Source organism: Mesorhizobium sp. M1E.F.Ca.ET.063.01.1.1 (genome assembly GCF_003998155.1).
In the GTDB taxonomy this organism is placed as follows: Bacteria; Pseudomonadota; Alphaproteobacteria; order Rhizobiales; family Rhizobiaceae; genus Mesorhizobium.
In genome coordinates this window covers 1-18,046 of sequence record NZ_RZSC01000047.1, presented here as the reverse complement: position 1 = coordinate 18,046, position 18,046 = coordinate 1, and the positions used below count along the sequence as shown (strand labels likewise).

Below are 18,046 nucleotides of genomic sequence, written 5' to 3'. Positions count from 1 at the left end.
ACCATATAAGGCGCATGCTGATCTGCGAGCCGCGCGGCGGCGTTGCCCGCCACGTCAATCTTCTGGTGCAATCGACGCGTGAGGATTGCGTCGCCGGCGCCATCATCATGGAACCGACGGAATACCCTCCGATGTCCGGCTCCAACACGATTTGCGTCGCCACGGTGTTGCTCGACACCGGCATGGTGCCGATGAACGAGCCCGAGACGCGCTTCAAGCTCGACATGCCGGGCGGTGTCATCGAGGTGCGCGCCGAATGCCGTGACGGCAAATGCCTGTCGATAACTTTCCGCAACGCGCCCGCCTTTGCCGAACGCCTCGATGCCGACATCGAAGTCGAGGGGCTGGGAACGCTGAAGGTCGATATCGCTTATGGCGGCATGTTCTACGCGATCGTCGATGCCAAGGCGCTCGGCTTCTCGGTCGTTCCCGACGAGGCGCGCGACCTGGCGGTGGCCGGCGAGAAGGTTCGACGCGCCGCGCGCGAACAGCTCGATGTCGTCCATCCGCAGTTCGACAATGTGCGCGGTGTGTCGATCGTGCAGTTCGCGATGCCTTTCCAGGGGCCTGGCAACGTCACCCGCAACACATGCATCGTTTCGCCCGGACGATCGGACCGCAGCCCGACGGGAACCGGCACCTCGGCCCGCATGGCCGTGCTTCAGGCCCGTGGCTTGATGGGCGTCGGCGACGTTCTGATCCATGAATCGATCATCGGCTCCCGCTTCACCGGCAGAATAGTTGAACTGACCGAAATCGCCGGTCGCAAGGCGATCGTTCCGGAGATCACCGGCAGGGCGTGGATCACTGGCGAGCACAACTACTATCTCGATCCGACGGACCCGTACCCGCAGGGCTATGTGCTGTCGGACACGTGGGGCACGTCGACCTCGGTGACGCAGTAGGCGTCATCTGGGGAGCCGGCGCCGGCCGAGCGAACTGGCCGAACGAGATCAATGAAGGTTGCAACATGCCGCTTGTTGAGATCGATCTCTATCCCGGCCGCTCACCAAGTCAAAGGCACGAAGTGGCGGAGACCATAACGCGTGTATTCATGGAAAAATCGGAGACGAGATAATCGGCGAGCGAGACATGGGTAGTCATGGAACGACGCTCATCGTATCCGATCCGGGCGGGAGTATCATTCATCTCTGGAAGCGCGCCTGAGGCTCCCCCAGGCAGGCAAGAAACTTATGAGGTTTAGCGTGCGGATCGATCAGAAGGCATCCGGCGTATTCGCCATCGCTCCAACGCCGTTCGCATCGAACGGAGATATCGATTTCGACTCGATCGACCGGTTGGTGGATTTCTACGCCAAAGTCGGTTGCACGGGTATTACTGCACTGGGAATCCTGGGCGAAGCGCCGAAGCTGGACGCCGACGAGACGCTTGCGGTTGCGCGTCGGTTCATTCGCCGTTCGCCTATTCCCGTCGTGATCGGCGTATCTGCGCCGGGGCTGGCTTCCATTCGCTCGCTGACCCGGCGCGTCATGGACGAAGGGGCGGCAGGAGTGATGATCGCGCCTCCGTCGCCGCTTCGCACTGACGAGCAGATCGTTTCCTATTTCGCGAACACCACTGAAGCGATCGGCCCGGAAGTGCCCTGGGTTCTTCAGGACTATCCACTTACGCTGACCGTCGTCATGACCGTCAATGTGATTTCGCGGATCATTACCGCCAATCCGTCATGCGTCATGGTCAAGCACGAAGATTGGCCAGGGCTGGAGAAGATCTCGGCGCTTCGCAAGCTGCAGCGCGAAGGCACCATGCGTCCGGTATCCATCTTGTGCGGCAATGGCGGCATGTTCCTCGACTTCGAGATGGAACGCGGAGCGGATGGCGCCATGACCGGCTATGCCTTCCCCGACATGCTGGTGGATTTTGTCCGCCTGTCGGCGCTTGGCGAGCGTGGAGCGGCCCACGACCTGTTCGATGCGCATCTGCCGCTGATCCGCTACGAGCATCAGCAGGGCGTTGGGCTGGCCGTGCGCAAATATCTGCTCAAGCGGCGGGGGATCATCCGCGACGATGCGATGCGGGTTCCTTTCACCAAAATGTCGCCGGCCGCCGCGGACGAGGTCGAATATCTGCTTTCCCGGGTGGCAAGGCATGACACCCGGGCATCGTTTTAAAGCATATCTCCCGAAAGTGGGAACCGGTTTCGGGACAAAGACATGCGTAAAATCAAAAACCTAAAGCGCACGGAGCGAATCTGGAAGATCGCGACGCGCTTTAGACGCGCGGTGCCATCAGGCGTCTCGCGTTGCCGGGATTCGCGGATCTGCCCTCAAAGGGCGTCAAGTCGAATTCGAAACACGATGCCCGCGTCGGTGAAAGGCGTCCGCGATAGCATCTATGCCGGCTTGGCGGGATGAATCCGGTGGCTTACGAGCGCCGGTCCTGAAGGCGGTTCCAGGCATGCATGCTGTTGGCGACCTGCACCGCGATCGGATGGAACGGAACCGGTTTCATGGCCGTGACCGGCAGCGGCATTTGTCCGTCGCTGCGCCGGCCTGCGGCACCAATGAGTGCGCGCAGGTGCTGCGGCCGGATGGTTCGATCATTCCCGGGCTTTACGCCACCGGGCTTGCCATGGCCAACCGATCGGCACGCGCGCGGTGGGCGCTGGCACGACCCTCGGCCCCAACATGACCTGGGGCTTCATTGCCGCCGAAACGATCCTCCACCAGAACCGGTGAACGGTTCGGCCGGCGCGCTATTTCGCTGGCCGGGACGGCTTGGGCGATCGCAACAGCAGCGCCAGAGGCACGAGCACGGCGGTGGCGATCGCCGTGTAGCGGAAGACGTCGACATAGGCGAGAAGCGTCGCCTGGCGGCCGATGAGTTGGGCGATCCAGCCGACCGCTTGCGCTTTGGCCTGGACGGCAGGGGAGCCTTGGGCAGTGAAAAAGTCGCCGACCTGCCGCAGCGTCTCCTGGTACATGGACGATGACTGCGCAGTGTTTGCGACCAGGTTGGATTGATGCAACTGCGCATTCTGCGCGATCACCGTATTGGTCAGCGAGACGCCGATGCTGCCGCCGATGTTGCGGGCGACGTTGATCAGCGCGGAAGCCTGGTTGGTCTTCCTCGGCGGCAGGCCGAGATAGGCGGCCGTCGAGATCGGGATGAACAGGAAGGGCAGGCCGACCATCAGGAAGACGCGGGCGAAGGCAAAGAAACTGAAGCTCGCATCCGGCGCCAGCGACGTCAGATGCCAGAGCGCTATCGCCACCGCCGACATGCCCATCATGATCAGGTATTTCGGCTGCACGAAACCGGAGGCAAAGCCCGAAATCGGCATCAGCATCAGCATGGCGATGCCGCCCGGCATCATCGAAAGCCCCGACAGCGTCGCGGTATAGTCGAACGCGGTTTGCTGCAGCTGCGGTATGAGCTGGGTCGTGCTGTAGAGCACCGCGCCCACCGCCATCATGACGAGGAACGATGTGCCGAACTGGCGCATGAACAAGAGCCGCATGTCGACGATCGGATCGCGACGCGTCAGCTCCCAAGGAATCAGGATAAGCAGCGAGACGGCGGAGATCACCGCGAAGGTGGTGATGAAGCTCGACGCGAACCAGTCGTTGCGCTGGCCCTCGTCGAGGAAGACTTCCAGGCATCCGAGCGCCAGCGTCACCAGGATGAAGCCGACCCAATCCACCTTGAGGCCGTCTTTCAGCCTCTCCCGGCGTTCGCGTTCCAGCACGTCCGGCTCGACCACCAGCCATTGCACGAGCGCCAGCGAAAGAATGCCGAAGGGGACATTGATGAAGAAGATCCAGTGCCAGGAAAAATTGTCCGTCAGCCATCCCCCGATCGTCGGGCCGACCGTCGGCGCGACGATGACGGCAATCCCGTAAAGGGCGAAGGCCTGCGAGCGCTTTTCGGGCGGGAATGTATCGGCAAGGATCGACTGCTCGCTCGGCGCCATGCCGCCGCCGCCAAGCCCCTGAAGGATGCGGAACAGGATCAGCATGTCGAGACTGGGCGCCAGGCCGCAGAGCAGCGACGCGCCTGTGAAGGTGGCGACGCACAACATGTAATAGCGCTTGCGGCCGATGACGTCGGCCAGCCAGCCGCTGATCGGAATGATGACCGAGTTGGCGACGAGATAGGTGGTGATGACCCAGGTGCTCTCGTCCATCCCGGCGGCAAGACTGCCGGCAATGTTGCGCAGCGCGACATTGGCGATCGCGGTGTCGAGCACCATCATGAAGGTCGCGATGGAAACGACGACCGCGATGAGCCAGGGGTTGCGCCCGCCGGCGGCGGAGCGGCTTTCGCCGCCACGGGCTATTGCAGCATCCGTCATCGTACCTTGACCGTCGGCACCACCGACATGCCCGGACCGAGATAGACCTCCGGCGGCTGGTCGAAGACGATCTTGACCGGCACGCGCTGGACGACCTTGACGAAATTGCCGGTAGCGTTCTCGGCGGGCAGAAGGCTGAAGGCGGTGCCGCTGCCGGCCTGCACGCTGTCGACACGGCCATGGAAAGTCTTTTCCGGATAGGCGTCGATGGCGATGTCGACCGGCTGGCCCGACCGCATCAGGTCAAGCTGCGTCTCCTTGAAGTTCGCCTTCACCCAAATGTCCTTCGGAACGAACATCATCAGCACCTGGCCGGGCTGCGCATAGGTGCCTTTTGCAACGGTGATGTTGGTTGCCCGGCCGGCGGCCGGGGCCACGATGGTGGTGCGTCTAAGCGTGGTCTTGGCCTGGCCCTCGCTGGCTCTTGCCTGCTGCAGTTTGGCTTCGGCGCTCTTGCCCTGCGCCTGCAGCACGGCGAGCTGGCTTTTCGCGGCCTCGGCATTGTCAGTCGCCGTGTCGAGGGCCGCCTGGTCCTGGCGCAGGGTTGACGCCGCCTGCTGTGCCTGCTGCTGAGTGGCGGTGCCCCGGGCCAGAAGCTCGCGGTTGCGCTGGTCCTCCGACTTGGCGAATTCCAGCGCCGCCTGCGCTTGGGCGACCTGCTTGTGTGCCGCATCGATCTTGGCGTTCTGCGCCTCGGTCTGGGCCTCGACATTGGTGATCTCGGCCTGCGCAGCCGCCACGCTGGCCTGCGCCTGCGTGAGCGAAGCCTGGTAGTCGCTGTCGTCGATGCGAAGCAGGACCGCGCCCGCCTCGACGGGCTGATTGTCGGTGACTGCCACCTCCGTGATGCGCCCTGAGATTTCGGCGCCGACGGTTACCGTGCGCGCGTCGATGAAGGCATCGTCCGTCCATTCGTAGTTGCGCGCGTTCAGCCACCAGAGCGCCGCGCCTGCCGCAACCAGCAGCACGACAAGAAGGACGGTGCCCGCCGTGGCAGGATGCCGTTTGATGGACCCGAACAGGCCGCGTCGCTTGTCTTGCGGAGCGCCGCCATCTTCGGCCGAAGCGTCGGCCTTATCCGGCGAGGTATCGGGCCCTGCTCCCCTTCGGGTGTCGGAGCGCTGCGGGCTTTTGTCTCGTTTTTCGGAACGACGCGTCTGCTGCTGCGTCTCGTCCACGGGTTCGGCAACTGGAGAATTCGTATCCACCGGCATGCCTTTCGATCGAAGTATTTGTTCTTATGCAGTTCCGGATGGAAAGCCGCCGCGCACCTTTCCTGGATTGCTCGCATGGGAACCTGCGCGGCGCCGCCGCGCATCACCAAGCCGAGGGTCAACCTCCCGCACGCGGAAAGGTTCCTCGATGGTCAAACCGGCCTGCCTCGCTTGCCAGCGGGCGCAGGGACCTCCTTGTTCGGTTTCGGCGAAGCAAAAGACAGAAAGCGCCGGGACCCATCGCGTGGGCAACCTATGCCGGCCACCGTTTCGCTCGCGAGCTGGACGAACCCGATATCGGCGACGCTCTGCCTTTCCGGCGGGAGGTGGCGGCGCTGGCGGCGGACTAGGCGTTGGAGCTCGATTACGCCGTTCTGCAAGGCGCAAGGTTGCGATTGCGAGGTCCGGCGGCTATGCCGGGGCCCGAGATAGCTGACAGGAAGGTGTAGCCGATGAAAGTCCTTTCCACGTCCAAATCGCATGGCGGCGTCCAGGGCGTCTACTCGCATGCCTCGCAGGCTTGCGCCTGCGACATGACCTTTGCCGTCTTCGCGCCGCCCCAGGCCGCCGAAGGCCATGTGCCGGTCCTTTGGTACCTGTCGGGCCTCACTTGCACGCACGCCAACGTCATGGACAAGGGCGAATACCGCCGCATGGCCGCCGAGCTGGGGCTCGTCATCGTATGCCCCGACACCAGCCCGCGCGGCCCTGATGTGCCGGACGAAAAGGACAATTGGCAGTTCGGCTGCGGCGCCGGCTTCTACCTCGACGCCACGCAGCCGCCTTATGCGAAAAACTACCGCATGTACTCCTACGTCACCGAGGAATTGCCGGCGCTCGTCGCCGCGAATTTTCCGGTCGACATGTCACGCCAGTCGATCTTCGGCCACTCGATGGGCGGGCATGGCGCGCTGACGATCGCGCTGAGGAACCCCGAGCGCTTCCGGAGCTGCTCGGCTTTCGCGCCGATCGTGCAGCCGACGACGGCGGGCTGGTCTCGGCCGGCATTCGAGAAATATCTGGGACCGGACGAAAGGAGCTGGCGCGCCTATGACGCCACGCTTCTCATCGAGGATGGCTGTCGTTACGGTGAGCTGCTCGTCGACCAGGGCACGGCCGACGGCTTCCTGCAGGATGGCTTGCGCCCATGGCTGCTCGAGGACGCCTGCAGGAAGGCGGGCATCGCGCTGACGCTGCGCATGCAGGAAGGCTACGACCATTCCTACAACTTCATCTCGACCTTCATGGACGACCATCTGAAGTGGCACGCGGCGCGGCTGGCGAGGTAGCGGAAGCAAGCCGGCGCCGGCGGTAAGCTTCAGATCAGAATCTCGGCCCCGCCACCATCCGCGCGACCCGCGCCATGTCCGCGCTCATCTCGCGGTCGTCGTCGAGCGGGGCGACGAGCGCGCGCACGGCGGCATAGCTGCGTTGCGGGCCTTCGCCCATGCTGTCGACCACGCCGCGCAATTCCACGCCTGTCGCCGCGAAAATCAGTTCCATCGCAACGAGGTAGCGCAGGCGCTCGATGATGCCGGCGGTCTTGGCCACCACCCGGGGCGCCATCGACGACTGGTCCTCGATGCCGTCCGAGACCGCGAGCGGGCTGAGCGACATCGGATTGGCGAGGTGCCGGATCTCGGCCTCCAGTGCCGCGACCGGTTTCTGCAGTTCCGCGTAGCCCTGGCGGCTCCCGCCCCTGGCCGACAAGAAGCGCGGCAGTTCCGCCACCGTCGGCGACATCAGCTTCATCGAGCGGTTGGCGGTGGCGACCGCGCAATGCGCCAGAGCCTGGCCAAGCTGTTCCCAGGCCAGCGTGAAGGCCGTCAGGTCGAAATTGCCGTTTGAAACCACCCGCTCAGCCGCCGGCAGGATCACCGGGTTGTCGCCGGAATGGCCGAGCTCGATCTCCGTCGCCAGCCTGGCCTGCTCGAATGCGTTGAGCAGGCCGCCCCACACCTGCGGCACGCAGCGGAAACTGAGCGGGTCCTGCAGTCGCCGCGCGGCGGTCTCGTGCCAAAGCCCGCTTCCGGACAGTTCCGCCCTGAGCCGCGCGCCGATCTCGCATTGCCCGAATGCCGGCCGCGCGGCCAACGCATCCTCGTCGATTGCCTTGAGGGTGGAGCGGAACGCCTCGTAGTTGAGGGCCACGGCCGCCAGCGACCAGTCGATGAGGCAGGCGACGTCTTCGAGCGCCAGGCACGCGGTTCCGGTGGAAAGGCTGTTCGCCACGATAATGGCGTGGCCGTCCTTTTCACGCAGGTCGAGCGGCTCGAGCCCGGCAAGCTTCAGCGCTTCGGCCGCCGGCATGATCCTGCCCTGGAATTCGGCCTCGCCGTCGCCGCCGAGCGCCCTCGCCATATGCCCGAGAGGAGCAAGGTCGGCCGCCCCGATCGATCCCCAACTGGGTATCACCGGGTGGACACCGGCGTTGAGCGCCGCAAGCAGGCCCATGACAACCCGCTCGGAGGCGCCGGTGCCGCCGGCGGCCATGCCGCAAATGCGCGCCGTCATCAGCGCCCGCACCGCCTCAGTCGGCAGGGCCGGGCCGGCGCCCATCGAGTGGCTGAGCGGCACGCTGTGCTGGAAGGCGATCAGATCGGCCTCGGCAAGCGGGGTGTCGACGCAGGCGCCAAGGCCGGTGGTGACGCCATAGAGCGGCTTGCCGAGCTGAGTAAGGCGCTCGATGAGCGCGCGGCTGGCGCGGATGCGACGCATGGCCTCCTCGCCCAGCACGAGGCGGGCGTTGCGCCGCGCGATCTCGGCGACATCGGCCGCGCTGAGCGGCCTGGCGTCAAGGACTATCACCCTGGCTGTCATGTCCTTGCATCTATCCCAAGATCGGTGCCGCGCAAATGTGCCACGCCGCTCCTCGACACGGCGCAGTGTCATTGCGGCGCCTGTGCCTCTGGAGTATTTTAGAACTTGATTGGATGAGACGCACGACCGCCGTCGTTATGGATGCGGTCTGCTTCGATCCCGGCAGATTGTGAACTCTTTAACAGACCTCGGCGCCGCAAGCTGCATTGCTGTGGCCGACAGGTCATAGCAGTTAAGGATTTGCCATGCTGCGATGCTGCGCGTTCCTTGCAGCCTTGATCCTCGTGAGCTTCACGGCGTTCGAAGCCCATGCCGATCGCCGGGTTGCCTTTGTGATCGGCAATTCCGAATACCGCGACATCCCGGCCCTCAAGAACCCGGACAAGGATGCCGAGGATGTGTCGAACACGTTCCGGCTGGCCGGCTTCGACGTGTTCGTCGCCAAGGACCTCACCAAGCTTCAGTTCGAGGAGCAGTTCCGCAACTATCTCGCTGCGGCGGACGGCGCGGATTTGGCGGTCGTTTATTATTCCGGCCACGGCTTTCAGATCGGCGGCGAGAATTTTCTCATCCCGGTCGACGCTTCGCTGAAGGCTGCGGCCGACATAGAGGTCCAGGCCATCAAGCTCGACGACGTGCTGGAGCAGATGCGCTCGAAATCGAAGATCCAGGTGATCATCCTCGATGCCTGCCGCAACAATCCGTTTCCGCGCAAGGACTATTGGCTGCGGGACCAGCTGATCGCGGCCGGCGGCAGCGGCCTTGCGCAGGTGAAGAGCTCCTTGAATACGCTGATCGCCTTCGCCACCGAGCCGGGCTCGGTCGCCTATGACGGAACCGGCGACCTCAGCCCCTTCTCGTCCGCCTTTTCCCGCCGCGCGCTGGCGCCCAACCAGGAGATACGCACGGTGATGGCGGCGGTGCGTCGCGACGTGGTCAAGGCCACTGACGGCAAGCAGGTCCCGTGGGAAAACTCCTCGCTGATCGACGAGGTCGTGCTGATGCGCCGCGCCAGCCGCCCCGCGCTGCCGCCGGTGCTGGAAAAGGTCGTGCCGTCGGGCGTCGGGCCCGTCGCGCTGGACCTGCCGGAACCGGTCGATGTCGACGGCGGTGCAATCACCGTCAGCATCGAAAGGCCGCCGGCGCTTGGACGCCTGATGCTGGACGGCAAGCCTGTCGCAACCGGCGAGCCGATTGCCGGCAAGGACCTGCCGCGCCTCCAGATGGACGTGCCGAAGGGCTCCGGCGCGCAGGAAGAGGTCGACATGCTGGCCTATGCCACGCGCGACAATTGGGGCGGCGGATCCCAGGGCATCCTGGTGTTCCGCGTCAAGAATGGCGAGGGCGCCGAGGGGCAGCAGCTCGTGGCCTCGCTCGAGGCCGAACAGAAGCAGCAGGTGCTGGAGCGCGGCATCCACATCACCGGCGCCGCCGAGGCGATCGAGAACCGCGACATCAGCATTCCGGTCGGTGTCGGCCCGGTTCCGCTGAAGCTGGATTTCCCGACCAAGGATCCCGCGGTCAGCCTGAAGCTCGCGAGCTATCCGGCAACGGGAACGCTGTCGCTGCCGGATCGAACCCTGACTCCGGATTCCAGCCTGATGGCCGATGAGGTCGACCACTTGCGCTACGAACCCCAGATAGGTGAAGCCAAACCGCTCATAGTCGGCGTCGAGATCAGGGCTGACAACGCTTCGTCAAAGCGGGCGACGATGAAGCTGTCCCCAAGCGTCGAGCCCTGCGACAGAGAGGCTGGCGAGCCTCTCGATTTGCAAGGTGTCGTCCCCGGCCTGCTGCCGAATGAAATCAGCAGCAACGCCGTGGACGTCTGTCGGGCGGCGGTGAAAGCCTATCCGGACGTCGCCCGCTTCCGTTACGAGCTCGGGCGGGCGCTGCTTGTGGTCGGCAAGGTCGACGAGGCCAAGAAGGCGATCCAGGAGGCTGCCGACAAGGGGCATGTCCGCGCCGTGTTCGAGCTTGGCTATATCGCCTCGTCGGGCATAGGGACGGCCGTCGACCCCGCGAAGGCGAATGGCTTCTATTTGAAGGCATCTGACAAAGGCGATCCCTACGGAATGACCGCCTGGGGCCGGGCCTTGTTCAATGGTCTCGGCGTCCAGCGCGATACAGGCAAGGGACTGGACCTGCTGCTGAAAGCGGCTGCGATGGGACACACCTACGCCATGAACGATCTCGCCGCGATCTTCACGGAAGGTCGCAATGGCGTGCCAGCCGATCCGGCCCGCGCCGTGGCCTTCCTCAGGGCCGGTGTCGAGCGACAGGACATGTATTCGATGAACATTCTCGGCCGCAATTATCTCAGCGGCAGGGGCGTCGAGAAGGACCCGAAGCAGGCGCAATCGCTTTTCCAGAAGGCGATGGATCTCGGCCAACCCTATGCCCCTGCCAGTCTTGCACGCATGTACCGGGACGGCGTTGGCGTGGCGCAAAACCTCGACGAAGCGCAAAGGCTGTTCGAGTTGGCAGCCGCCCGCGGTGACTATTCCGGTGCGTATGACCGAGCGGCTATCGAGATGCAGAAGGGCGACAAGGCCGATCAGGCGGTTGCCGTCCGGTATCTCGCGTTCGCGGTTGGACTCGATCTTCGCAACGAATTGCCGAGCGCCCAGGCGACGCTGGCGCAGTTCCCGGCAAAGGCCAAGACGGCGGCGCTGAAACAGTTGCGTTCGGAACTCAAATCGAAAATCGCAACGAGCGGTTCGCTCGACGACCAACTGGTCAAGACGGCCAGGGCGGTCTGGGAACAAGCCAATCCGCGTCGGGATTTGTTCTGATCAACAAGGAGGCAATGGTGGGTTGGGCATCGAAACAGGCAATCACCGCAACAATCCTATCTGGCGTTTTGGCGGTCGCGGGGTGCACGACCGTGATGCCCAAGGTTGAGCCGACACCGACGGCGAAGCACAGGACGAAGGTCGTTCGCACGACGACCGCGCCCAAGGTCGTCAAGCGAAAGAAGGTCACCGCCAAGAAATTGGTCCAGCCGGTTCAGAATCAAACCACGCCTGTCATTGCGCCCTTGGGCGGCGGCGGTAACGGCGGCGGGGGCGGTGGCGGCTGGTGATAGGCTGCCGTTGACAGCAACATCGTTCCGGGTGGCCTAATAGGCGTCTGCCGCTTGCTGCTGCGCTTCCAATTCCGCCATCTCGATGCCCATTTCGACAAAGGCGGAGAGAACGGCAAAACGGTCCGCCAGCGATACCCGCGCCAGCCCGGCCAGGATCCCCGCGCTGACGGCATGGGCGGCTGGAAATCCGGCCGCCGCCTGGTCGATGGCCAGATTGCTGTCGCGCCAGCCAGCCGCCAGGGCGATCCAGGAAACGGGCGTTGCCGGCGGCACCTCCACGGCCTGGGCGACCGCCGCGCGATGGTCGGGGTTGCCGGGTTCGCCCACCCAGTCATGGACAAGCGCCAGCAATTCGAGGTCGTTGTCGCCGAGAAGCTCCGCAAGGTTGTTCAGGCACTCATGCGCCCACCAGACCCCGGCCCGCTCGGGCAGCAGATAAGCACAGAATGTGATTGCCTCTTCGGGGACGCGCCCGGCCAGCAGGGCGCGGCAAAACTCGATCGAGGGCTGGTCGGTGGGAGTGGCCTTCATATCACGAGCGATGGCAGGGCAAGCGCTGAAAAGATCCCGCGCCGTCCTGAACCGGAGCCTGTTGGCCATGGCTACCCGCCCTCACTAGGAATAGAGGTACTGAAACCCCGGCGGGGGCGCTGGTCAAGCCTCAACTTAGCAGACGCAGGCCGCTCTCAGCGTGTGTTTGTTCACAGACAGCCGCCGCGAAATTTGATATGGTTCATAGTAGCGAAATCCGCTCAAACAGGGAGTAATGGTCATGCGGTGGGCCAGTTCAGCCTTTGCATTGGCGGCCGTGCTTTTTTCGACGCACGTTTCCGCTGATCCGCTTCAGAAATCGGAAGACATCGTGAAGTTCTTCGCCGGCCAGGGCAAACTCGGCGCGTCGCGCGGGATTTGCGTCGGCACCGAGGAAGAGTGCAAGAGCAAGAACGAAAAGAGCGCGGCTCCCAACAAGACCGGGCTCGACATGATGATCAATTTCGCGTTGGATTCCGCCCAGCTCGACCAGACCGCGCGCACCGAACTCGACGAGTTCGCCAAGGCGCTGAGGGACAACCGGCTGAGCACGTTCAGCTTCGTCGTCGAAGGCCACACCGATGCTTCCGGCTCGGATCGCTACAATCAGGACCTGTCGCAAAGAAGGGCGCAATCGGTGGCCGCCTTCCTGACGGCGAACGGGGTTCAGGCTACCCGTCTCGAAGCGATCGGCGTGGGCAAATCGCACCCGCGCGTCGCCAACCCCTACGATCCGGTCAACCGCCGGGTGGAGATGCGGATCAGGACGGAATAGAGGCGCCGGCACAAGTCACCGCTCGGTACACGGCGATCGACGGGAGCCCAGCCACGACAGGCGGGGCTCCCGTTTTCATCAGGGCTTGTTGAGCACGCCGCCCACCGCGACACCGGTGCCGAAGATCAGCGCCTTGGTCAGGAAGTCGTTGTTGTCGTTCGGCGGCGGGCCATCCTCACGAACCACGGTGTCGCTGTTGCGCCTCCGCTGGACAAGCTGCTGTTTCCTGCGCGGCTTCTCGGCCACTGGCTTCAGCGTGCGGGTCTTCTGCACCACCGGCTTCTTCGGTGGCGTGATGCGCGCCTGATCGGCGGCATTCTTGGCGCGTATAGCATCCATCATCGGGTCGGTCTGGATCGTCAGGAACGCCAGTTGCGCGCGTGTCAGATAGGTGGTCTGCGGCAGGCCGTTCTTGCCCTGCCAGACGCCGATCGCCTGGCGCGTCTTCGGACCAATATTGCCGTCGACCTGGCCGAGTTCGTTGCCAAGGGCCTCGATACGAAGCTGCAGGTCGATGCGGCCGTTCCGGTCGAGCCCGATTGCGCCTTCCGTCTGCTCGGTGCCCGGCGTCTGCTTCATCTCGTCGGTGATGCCGACGGAGGTGCGCACGGCCGAGCCGGCATTGGCCTCATTCGTATCGAGGGCCGCGACCTGCTTGCTGCCCGCCTTCGGGTCCTTCAGCTGATCGATGTTGAGCTTGGCCACCGTGGCGAAGCGCCCGTTCGGGAACTGTTCGAGATAGGCTTCGTAGAACGGGATGGCATTCTTCTTCGAAGCCTCGTCCCAGAGGCGCTGCTCGACTTCCCAGGAAGGCGGTTCGCTGGCCACCGGAGCGGGCGCAGGCGCCGCCGTCGTCTTGGCTGCGTCGGCGACGGGTGCCGCGACGGGCGCGGCCTCTACCGCCTGCTTGCCAAGGAAAACCTCGCGCCCCAGCGATGCATTGTGCCAGGGCCGCTGCCGGCCTTGTGTGGCTTCGGTCACCTCGCCGCGCACACGCGTCAAGGCGCTCTGGATCTCCACGCCGGGTTCGGTCAGGTGCTTGGCCAGAGCCAGCGAATAAGGGCTGTCGACGCCGTTGCCGTCGAAGGCGATCGCGCCGGGATCTGTCGCGTAGGCGATGAGCACGCCGCCCGTGCCGACGCCGTCGGCCTTCGCTTCGACCGGCGCAAGGCCGGCGCCGAGCGAGCGGCTCTTCGGCAATGAGGCAGCCAGCGTTCTTGCCAGCGGATTGTCGCGGCAGGCGTCGAGGATGATGACGCCGACGGCCGGGTCGGGCGGCAACGCCGCCATGAACTCGTCGATCTGCACCGTGCGGGTCTTGAGGTAGGCCGGCGACGTCAATTCGGCATCGACCGGGATCAGGTAGTTCTTCCCGTCGACCTGCATGCCGTGGCCAGCATAGAAGATGACGGCGAGGTCGGCATTGTAGGATTCCTCGGTGAACCGGCTGATCAGGCTGTGCATGCCTTGATTGTCCTGGTCGACGCCTTCGATCACTTCGAAGCCGGCATTGCGCAGCGTCGAGGCGATGAGCTGCGCGTCGTTGGCCGGATTCGGCAAAGGCACGGCATTGACATATTTGCTGTTGCCGATGACCAGCGCGACGCGCTTGGCGTCGTGCGTGGCGGCCTGGGCGCCGAACGCGGCGAGGAAAAACAGGATAAATCCACTCACAAGGACGGCAAACGGTTTCATGGATCAGCCCTCCGCCCCTCAGGGGCGCTATCGATGTCTGCACATGCTGAATTCCGCTGGCGACAAAGTCGCTTCTGCCAAAAATGGCTCTTGAGCGTATGTGATCCCGGCCACAGTTTTGGTTCACAAAAAAGTTTGCAACCACACGCTAATCTACCATTGGCGGCATCGAAAACCAATCTGCCCGGCGGTTGGCCGCGGCCTCTCCTGGTTCGAAAGCCGGGATTAACCTGGTTCAAGCGTATTTTGAATCGAACCGATCAGCGCCGTTATTGCCTGCTTGTATTTTTCGAACTCCGGCGATGTCTGCCGGATTTGGGTCGTGGTCGTCTGCTGGCCTTGATCGGACGCCACGCGGGTCACCTTCTGACCCATCTTGCGTTCAGCCCAGTCGACGACGTAGCTGGCGGTCTTGCCGGTGAGGAACGGGTTGGCCTGGATGACGGCCGCTCCGAGGACCGCGTTCAATTGCGCGGAGCCCGGCGCCGCCAGCACCTGTGCCGCGCCTTCCATGCCCAGGAAATGGCAGAGATAGAGGCGCCCGGCGGTAATCTGGTGGCCGCGGGCGCGAAGATAGGCTTCGCCTTCTCGCGCCAGGTTGCGCACCATCTCGCGCGACAGCGTGGCGTCGTAGCGAAGCGCGAGCAGGTCCGCAGTCGACAGCGAGCGGGCAAGGTCGGGGCGATAGGTGTTCATCATCCGGATCCAGGTCTTGGTGATGAACTGTCCGGCGCCGGTCGCCGAGGACAGCGGGTTCTTGGCGCGCGCGCTGCCGCCGCTTTCGACATGGACGATGCGGTCGGTCAGCGTCTCGACGGCGGTATCGCCGGAACCACCGGACGCATAGGCGGCAACCGTGGTGACCGTCCCCAGCGGATCGATCGCCTCGCCGCCCTGGTAGAGCTCGAAATGAAGATGCGGTCCGGTCGAAAGCCCGGTGGTGCCGATATAGCCGATGACGTCGCCGGCCTTCACCTTGGTGCCGACGCCGCTCGCGATGGCGAATTTCTGCATATGCGCGTAGCGCGTCTCGCGCCCGTTGGCATGGGTGATCTTCACCAGATTGCCATAGCCGCCGCCGTCGCCCTGGAAGGAGATCTCGCCGTCGAAGGCGGCCATGATCGGTGTGCCGACCGGAGCAGCCCAGTCGACGCCTTTGTGGATTCGAACGGTGCCGAGGATCGGGTGCTTGCGCGGACCGAAGGTCGAGGTCATCACCCCATTGACCGGCGTGACCATGCCGTTGGTGACGGTCAGCGAACGAACCTCGTCATTGCCCGTGACGCACGCATACTGCCCGTCGCTCTGCTGGAAGACGAAACAGTCGAGGCTCTTCTCTGTGCCTTGAACGCCGACATAGAGGACCCGCCCGGAGATCTCGCCCTGGCCGCGCGGCGTCTGCGAGTAGATCAGCACCAGCTGCTGGTCCTCGCTGGCGAAGGCGTCGAGATCCTGTCCTCGCGACAGATACATGATCGCTTCGCCGATGACGCTGGTCGGAACCTTGTTGCGCGCGGCCGTCGAATAGATCGCATCGAGCAGGCGGTACTGCCGCTTGAGCCCGCCTTCGTCGGACGTGCCTGAATAGTTGAACAGGTCCTCGCGCACCCACGGGTCGACACCCGACACGAAGGCTCCCGCGGCGTTGCGCGTCAGCGTGCCGACATAGACGTTCCTGGCATAGATCGAGAGCTGCATGAGCGACATGGTCGTCGTCTCGCGGCTTGGCCTGAATCCGCGCATCGCGACGACATAGCCCGCCTCCAGGCTGTCGCGGTTGAACAGCGCCTTCAGCGCTTCGCCCGCGAGCTTGGCGTCGTCGGCGGAGAAATGCGCGTCGGCGACGACACTGTCGAGGCTGCGGTCGTTGAGGATTTTCACGAACGTGTCCCCGGTCGCCTCGAAGCGCTGGTACTCGCTGGTGACGGTCGCAACCGTCGTGTTGTTCTCGATCGCGGTCTTCTTGAAGGCGGGAAGCGCGGCCTCGCCCTGGTCGATGGTCTCGCCCCAGCCGGCCTCCGGGTCGTCGGCATCCGCCTTGGGCGTCGAACCGGCAGGGGCTTCGCTTTCGTCAGGCGCCGGCTGAAGGTCGTTCTCCAGATCGCCTTGCTGATCGTCCGCTGCGGCCGGAGCGGGCAGGGCGGCTTGCTGATCGTCAGGTGCCGTCGCCGGAGATTTCGGAGCGGTCTGCCGCTGTGCCTGGAAAAAGGCGAAATCCTCCTGCGTCGACGGAATCGTCGTCATGAATTTTTCGCTGGCGCTCAGCATCACGTCGGAGAGGACTTCGATCTGCGGCGAGGCTCCGGAACTGTCGAGATCGGCCGGGCGCGCGACCGTTTGGCCCTTGGTCGCGGTTTCCACGTCGGGCGCCAGCGTGATCCACATCGGGTCTCCGGCGAGGTCGATGATGGCCGGCACATAGACCGAGGCGTCGGGCGGGACGTCTTCCATGCCCTCGACAGGATGCAGTTCCTCGTCCTCGTCGCCGAACGACCAGTAGTTCTTGGTAAGGTAGAAGCCCGTCGCTGCTGAAGCGACGACGAGCGCCGCGACACCGGAAAGAACCCAGCGCCAGAGCCTGCGCCGGCGCTCGGCCAGGCGCGCCTGCTTCTTCAATTTGAAGCTGGTGTCGATGCTGTGCGTCACGGGCTGTTTCCGGTCAGGAAATACGTCCAGCGCACCTGCTCCTGCGTATCGACCTCGACGAAGCGCGCGGCGATATGGCCGCGCTGCCAGCATTCGTCGATGCCGCGTATCGAAAAGCGGCGCCGATCGATGCACATCTCGATTGATCCGTTGAGGATCGCATGGCCGAAGACGTCCGTCGCATAGATGTAGATGTAGCGGTTGGCCAGTTCCTCGCGGATGACGTTGACGCACTGGTTGGCGCCGATCGTCCACCAGCCGTCCGTCTGGTCGGCATCATCGACCTTCTGTCCGACGGCGAGGTTGACGACATCGAGCGTCTGGTTGCAGACGGTGAATTCCGCATGCGCCTTGCTGGTCACAAAGATTGAGAGCGCCGCGCCGACAAGCGCGGCAAGCCATATTCGGTCACGCAGAGTGAGCCAACCACGGTTCCTGCGTAGCGGTGGCTGGAACAATGAATGCGGGCGGCGGAGTTCCATCGGCGTCCATGCCTATCCGCCAAGCCGGAAATATTTGGCGGTGGCGGAGAACTGCGCGCCGTCGGTCCCTATCTCCTCGAGGATCTTTGGCAACAGCTCCGAAGCCGGCGTCGGCCTCGAGAACACAGCGGCCTGGATGTCCCGTGGGCCGGTGATCGCCAGCATGATCTGCGGCACGGCCTTGCCGGCCGCCTTGTCGGCGGCGCCGAGGCCGATCGGGATGTTGAACGTCGCCTTGCCCGGTTGCGCCACCATGCGGTCGTCGAGGTTGAACGCGATGCCCTTGTGGTCGATCAGCATCACGTTGGAGATCAGCCCGCCGCGCGTCGCCAGCGTGCCGCTGATCGGCGAGCCGTCCGGCACGGACATCCGGTCGAGAACGAGCTGCGGCTTTTCCGCCCCGCTCCGGTCGAGGAAACGCAGGAACCTGGTCACCTCGCATTGCGGCTGGTCGATGAGGCGAACGCTGATGTCCGGCTC

At 64.2% G+C, this 18,046-nt stretch carries 13 protein-coding genes and 1 pseudogene; 6 read left to right on the top strand and 8 right to left on the bottom strand.

What is annotated here, in order from left to right; translation table 11 throughout:
• Nucleotides 1-905: proline racemase family protein (locus EOA29_RS06610; protein WP_127220559.1), on the top strand; the 905-nt coding region annotated here is incomplete at its 5' end.
• Between the two features lie 300 nt (nt 906-1,205).
• Nucleotides 1,206-2,132 (top strand): dihydrodipicolinate synthase family protein, encoded by a 927-nt coding sequence (locus tag EOA29_RS06600; protein ID WP_127220557.1) that lies wholly within the window; start codon nt 1,206-1,208, stop codon nt 2,130-2,132.
• 584 nt (nt 2,133-2,716) lie between these two features.
• On the opposite strand, the gene EOA29_RS06595 is transcribed toward EOA29_RS06600, so the two are convergent.
• On the bottom strand, nt 2,717-4,315 hold the full coding sequence (locus EOA29_RS06595) for a DHA2 family efflux MFS transporter permease subunit (RefSeq protein ID WP_127220555.1): 1,599 nt from the start codon (nt 4,313-4,315) through the stop codon (nt 2,717-2,719).
• Nucleotides 4,312-5,523: an HlyD family secretion protein gene (locus EOA29_RS06590; protein WP_245468426.1), complete on the bottom strand. Its 1,212-nt coding sequence runs from the start codon at nt 5,521-5,523 to the stop codon at nt 4,312-4,314. Before EOA29_RS06590 ends, EOA29_RS06595 begins: the two co-directional genes overlap by 4 nt.
• Before the next feature lie 458 nt (nt 5,524-5,981).
• On the opposite strand from EOA29_RS06590, the gene fghA reads away from it, so the two are divergent.
• Nucleotides 5,982-6,818 carry an S-formylglutathione hydrolase gene (gene fghA / locus EOA29_RS06580; RefSeq protein ID WP_127220549.1) on the top strand — a complete coding sequence of 279 codons (837 nt, stop codon included), beginning with the start codon at nt 5,982-5,984 and terminating at the stop codon, nt 6,816-6,818.
• Between the two features lie 34 nt (nt 6,819-6,852).
• Here the strand turns inward: fghA and hutH are convergent, their stop codons facing one another.
• Nucleotides 6,853-8,349, bottom strand: coding sequence for a histidine ammonia-lyase (gene hutH / locus EOA29_RS06575; protein WP_127220547.1), 1,497 nt, complete (start codon nt 8,347-8,349; stop codon nt 6,853-6,855).
• A gap of 245 nt (nt 8,350-8,594) precedes the next feature.
• Here hutH and EOA29_RS06570 point away from each other — a divergent pair, with 245 nt between their 5' ends.
• Both EOA29_RS06570 and EOA29_RS06565 read left to right on the top strand, forming a co-directional pair.
• Entirely contained in the window at nt 8,595-11,144 is a 2,550-nt protein-coding gene (locus EOA29_RS06570) for a caspase family protein (protein WP_127220545.1), read from the top strand.
• Nucleotides 11,145-11,158: 14 nt separating this feature from the next.
• The gene (locus EOA29_RS06565; RefSeq protein ID WP_127220543.1) at nt 11,159-11,434 is read left to right on the top strand and encodes a hypothetical protein; all 276 of its coding nucleotides are present in this window, start codon (nt 11,159-11,161) and stop codon (nt 11,432-11,434) included.
• Between the two features lie 36 nt (nt 11,435-11,470).
• On the opposite strand, the gene EOA29_RS06560 is transcribed toward EOA29_RS06565, so the two are convergent.
• A complete protein-coding gene (locus EOA29_RS06560) occupies nt 11,471-12,037 on the bottom strand; it encodes a hypothetical protein (protein ID WP_127220541.1) in 567 nt (188 codons plus the stop codon).
• Nucleotides 12,038-12,209: 172 nt separating this feature from the next.
• Between EOA29_RS06560 and EOA29_RS06555 the strand changes: the two genes are divergently transcribed.
• On the top strand, nt 12,210-12,743 hold the full coding sequence (locus tag EOA29_RS06555; protein WP_189350272.1) for an OmpA family protein: 534 nt from the start codon (nt 12,210-12,212) through the stop codon (nt 12,741-12,743).
• A 78-nt stretch (nt 12,744-12,821) separates the two neighbouring features.
• Here EOA29_RS06555 and EOA29_RS06550 read toward each other — a convergent pair whose 3' ends face one another.
• From EOA29_RS06550 to EOA29_RS06535, 4 genes and pseudogenes are all read right to left on the bottom strand, one after another.
• Nucleotides 12,822-14,438: a caspase family protein gene (locus EOA29_RS06550; protein WP_127220539.1), complete on the bottom strand. Its 1,617-nt coding sequence runs from the start codon at nt 14,436-14,438 to the stop codon at nt 12,822-12,824.
• 225 nt (nt 14,439-14,663) lie between these two features.
• Nucleotides 14,664-17,084, bottom strand: a complete 2,421-nt coding sequence (locus EOA29_RS06545) for a M23 family metallopeptidase (protein WP_127220537.1) — start codon at nt 17,082-17,084, stop codon at nt 14,664-14,666.
• Nucleotides 17,081-17,566 carry a DUF1036 domain-containing protein gene (locus tag EOA29_RS06540; RefSeq protein WP_127220535.1) on the bottom strand — a complete coding sequence of 162 codons (486 nt, stop codon included), beginning with the start codon at nt 17,564-17,566 and terminating at the stop codon, nt 17,081-17,083. The genes EOA29_RS06545 and EOA29_RS06540 overlap by 4 nt, the downstream gene beginning before the upstream one ends.
• Nucleotides 17,567-17,578: 12 nt before the next feature.
• Nucleotides 17,579-18,046, bottom strand: a pseudogene (locus EOA29_RS06535) (serine/threonine protein kinase); the annotation flags it as partial.

Bases quoted from the DNA above. Each gene is read 5' to 3' on its own strand.
- fghA (WP_127220549.1), top strand. From the start codon at position 5,982: ATGAAAGTCCTTTCCACGTCCAAATCGCATGGCGGCGTCCAGGGCGTC.
- EOA29_RS06570 (WP_127220545.1), top strand. From the start codon at position 8,595: ATGCTGCGATGCTGCGCGTTCCTTGCAGCCTTGATCCTCGTGAGCTTC.
- EOA29_RS06595 (WP_127220555.1), bottom strand. From the start codon at position 4,315: ATGACGGATGCTGCAATAGCCCGTGGCGGCGAAAGCCGCTCCGCCGCC.
- hutH (WP_127220547.1), bottom strand. From the start codon at position 8,349: ATGACAGCCAGGGTGATAGTCCTTGACGCCAGGCCGCTCAGCGCGGCC.
- EOA29_RS06540 (WP_127220535.1), bottom strand. From the start codon at position 17,566: ATGGAACTCCGCCGCCCGCATTCATTGTTCCAGCCACCGCTACGCAGG.
- EOA29_RS06550 (WP_127220539.1), bottom strand. From the start codon at position 14,438: ATGAAACCGTTTGCCGTCCTTGTGAGTGGATTTATCCTGTTTTTCCTC.
- EOA29_RS06560 (WP_127220541.1), bottom strand. From the start codon at position 12,037: ATGGCCAACAGGCTCCGGTTCAGGACGGCGCGGGATCTTTTCAGCGCT.
- EOA29_RS06555 (WP_189350272.1), top strand. From the start codon at position 12,210: ATGCGGTGGGCCAGTTCAGCCTTTGCATTGGCGGCCGTGCTTTTTTCG.
- EOA29_RS06565 (WP_127220543.1), top strand. From the start codon at position 11,159: ATGGTGGGTTGGGCATCGAAACAGGCAATCACCGCAACAATCCTATCT.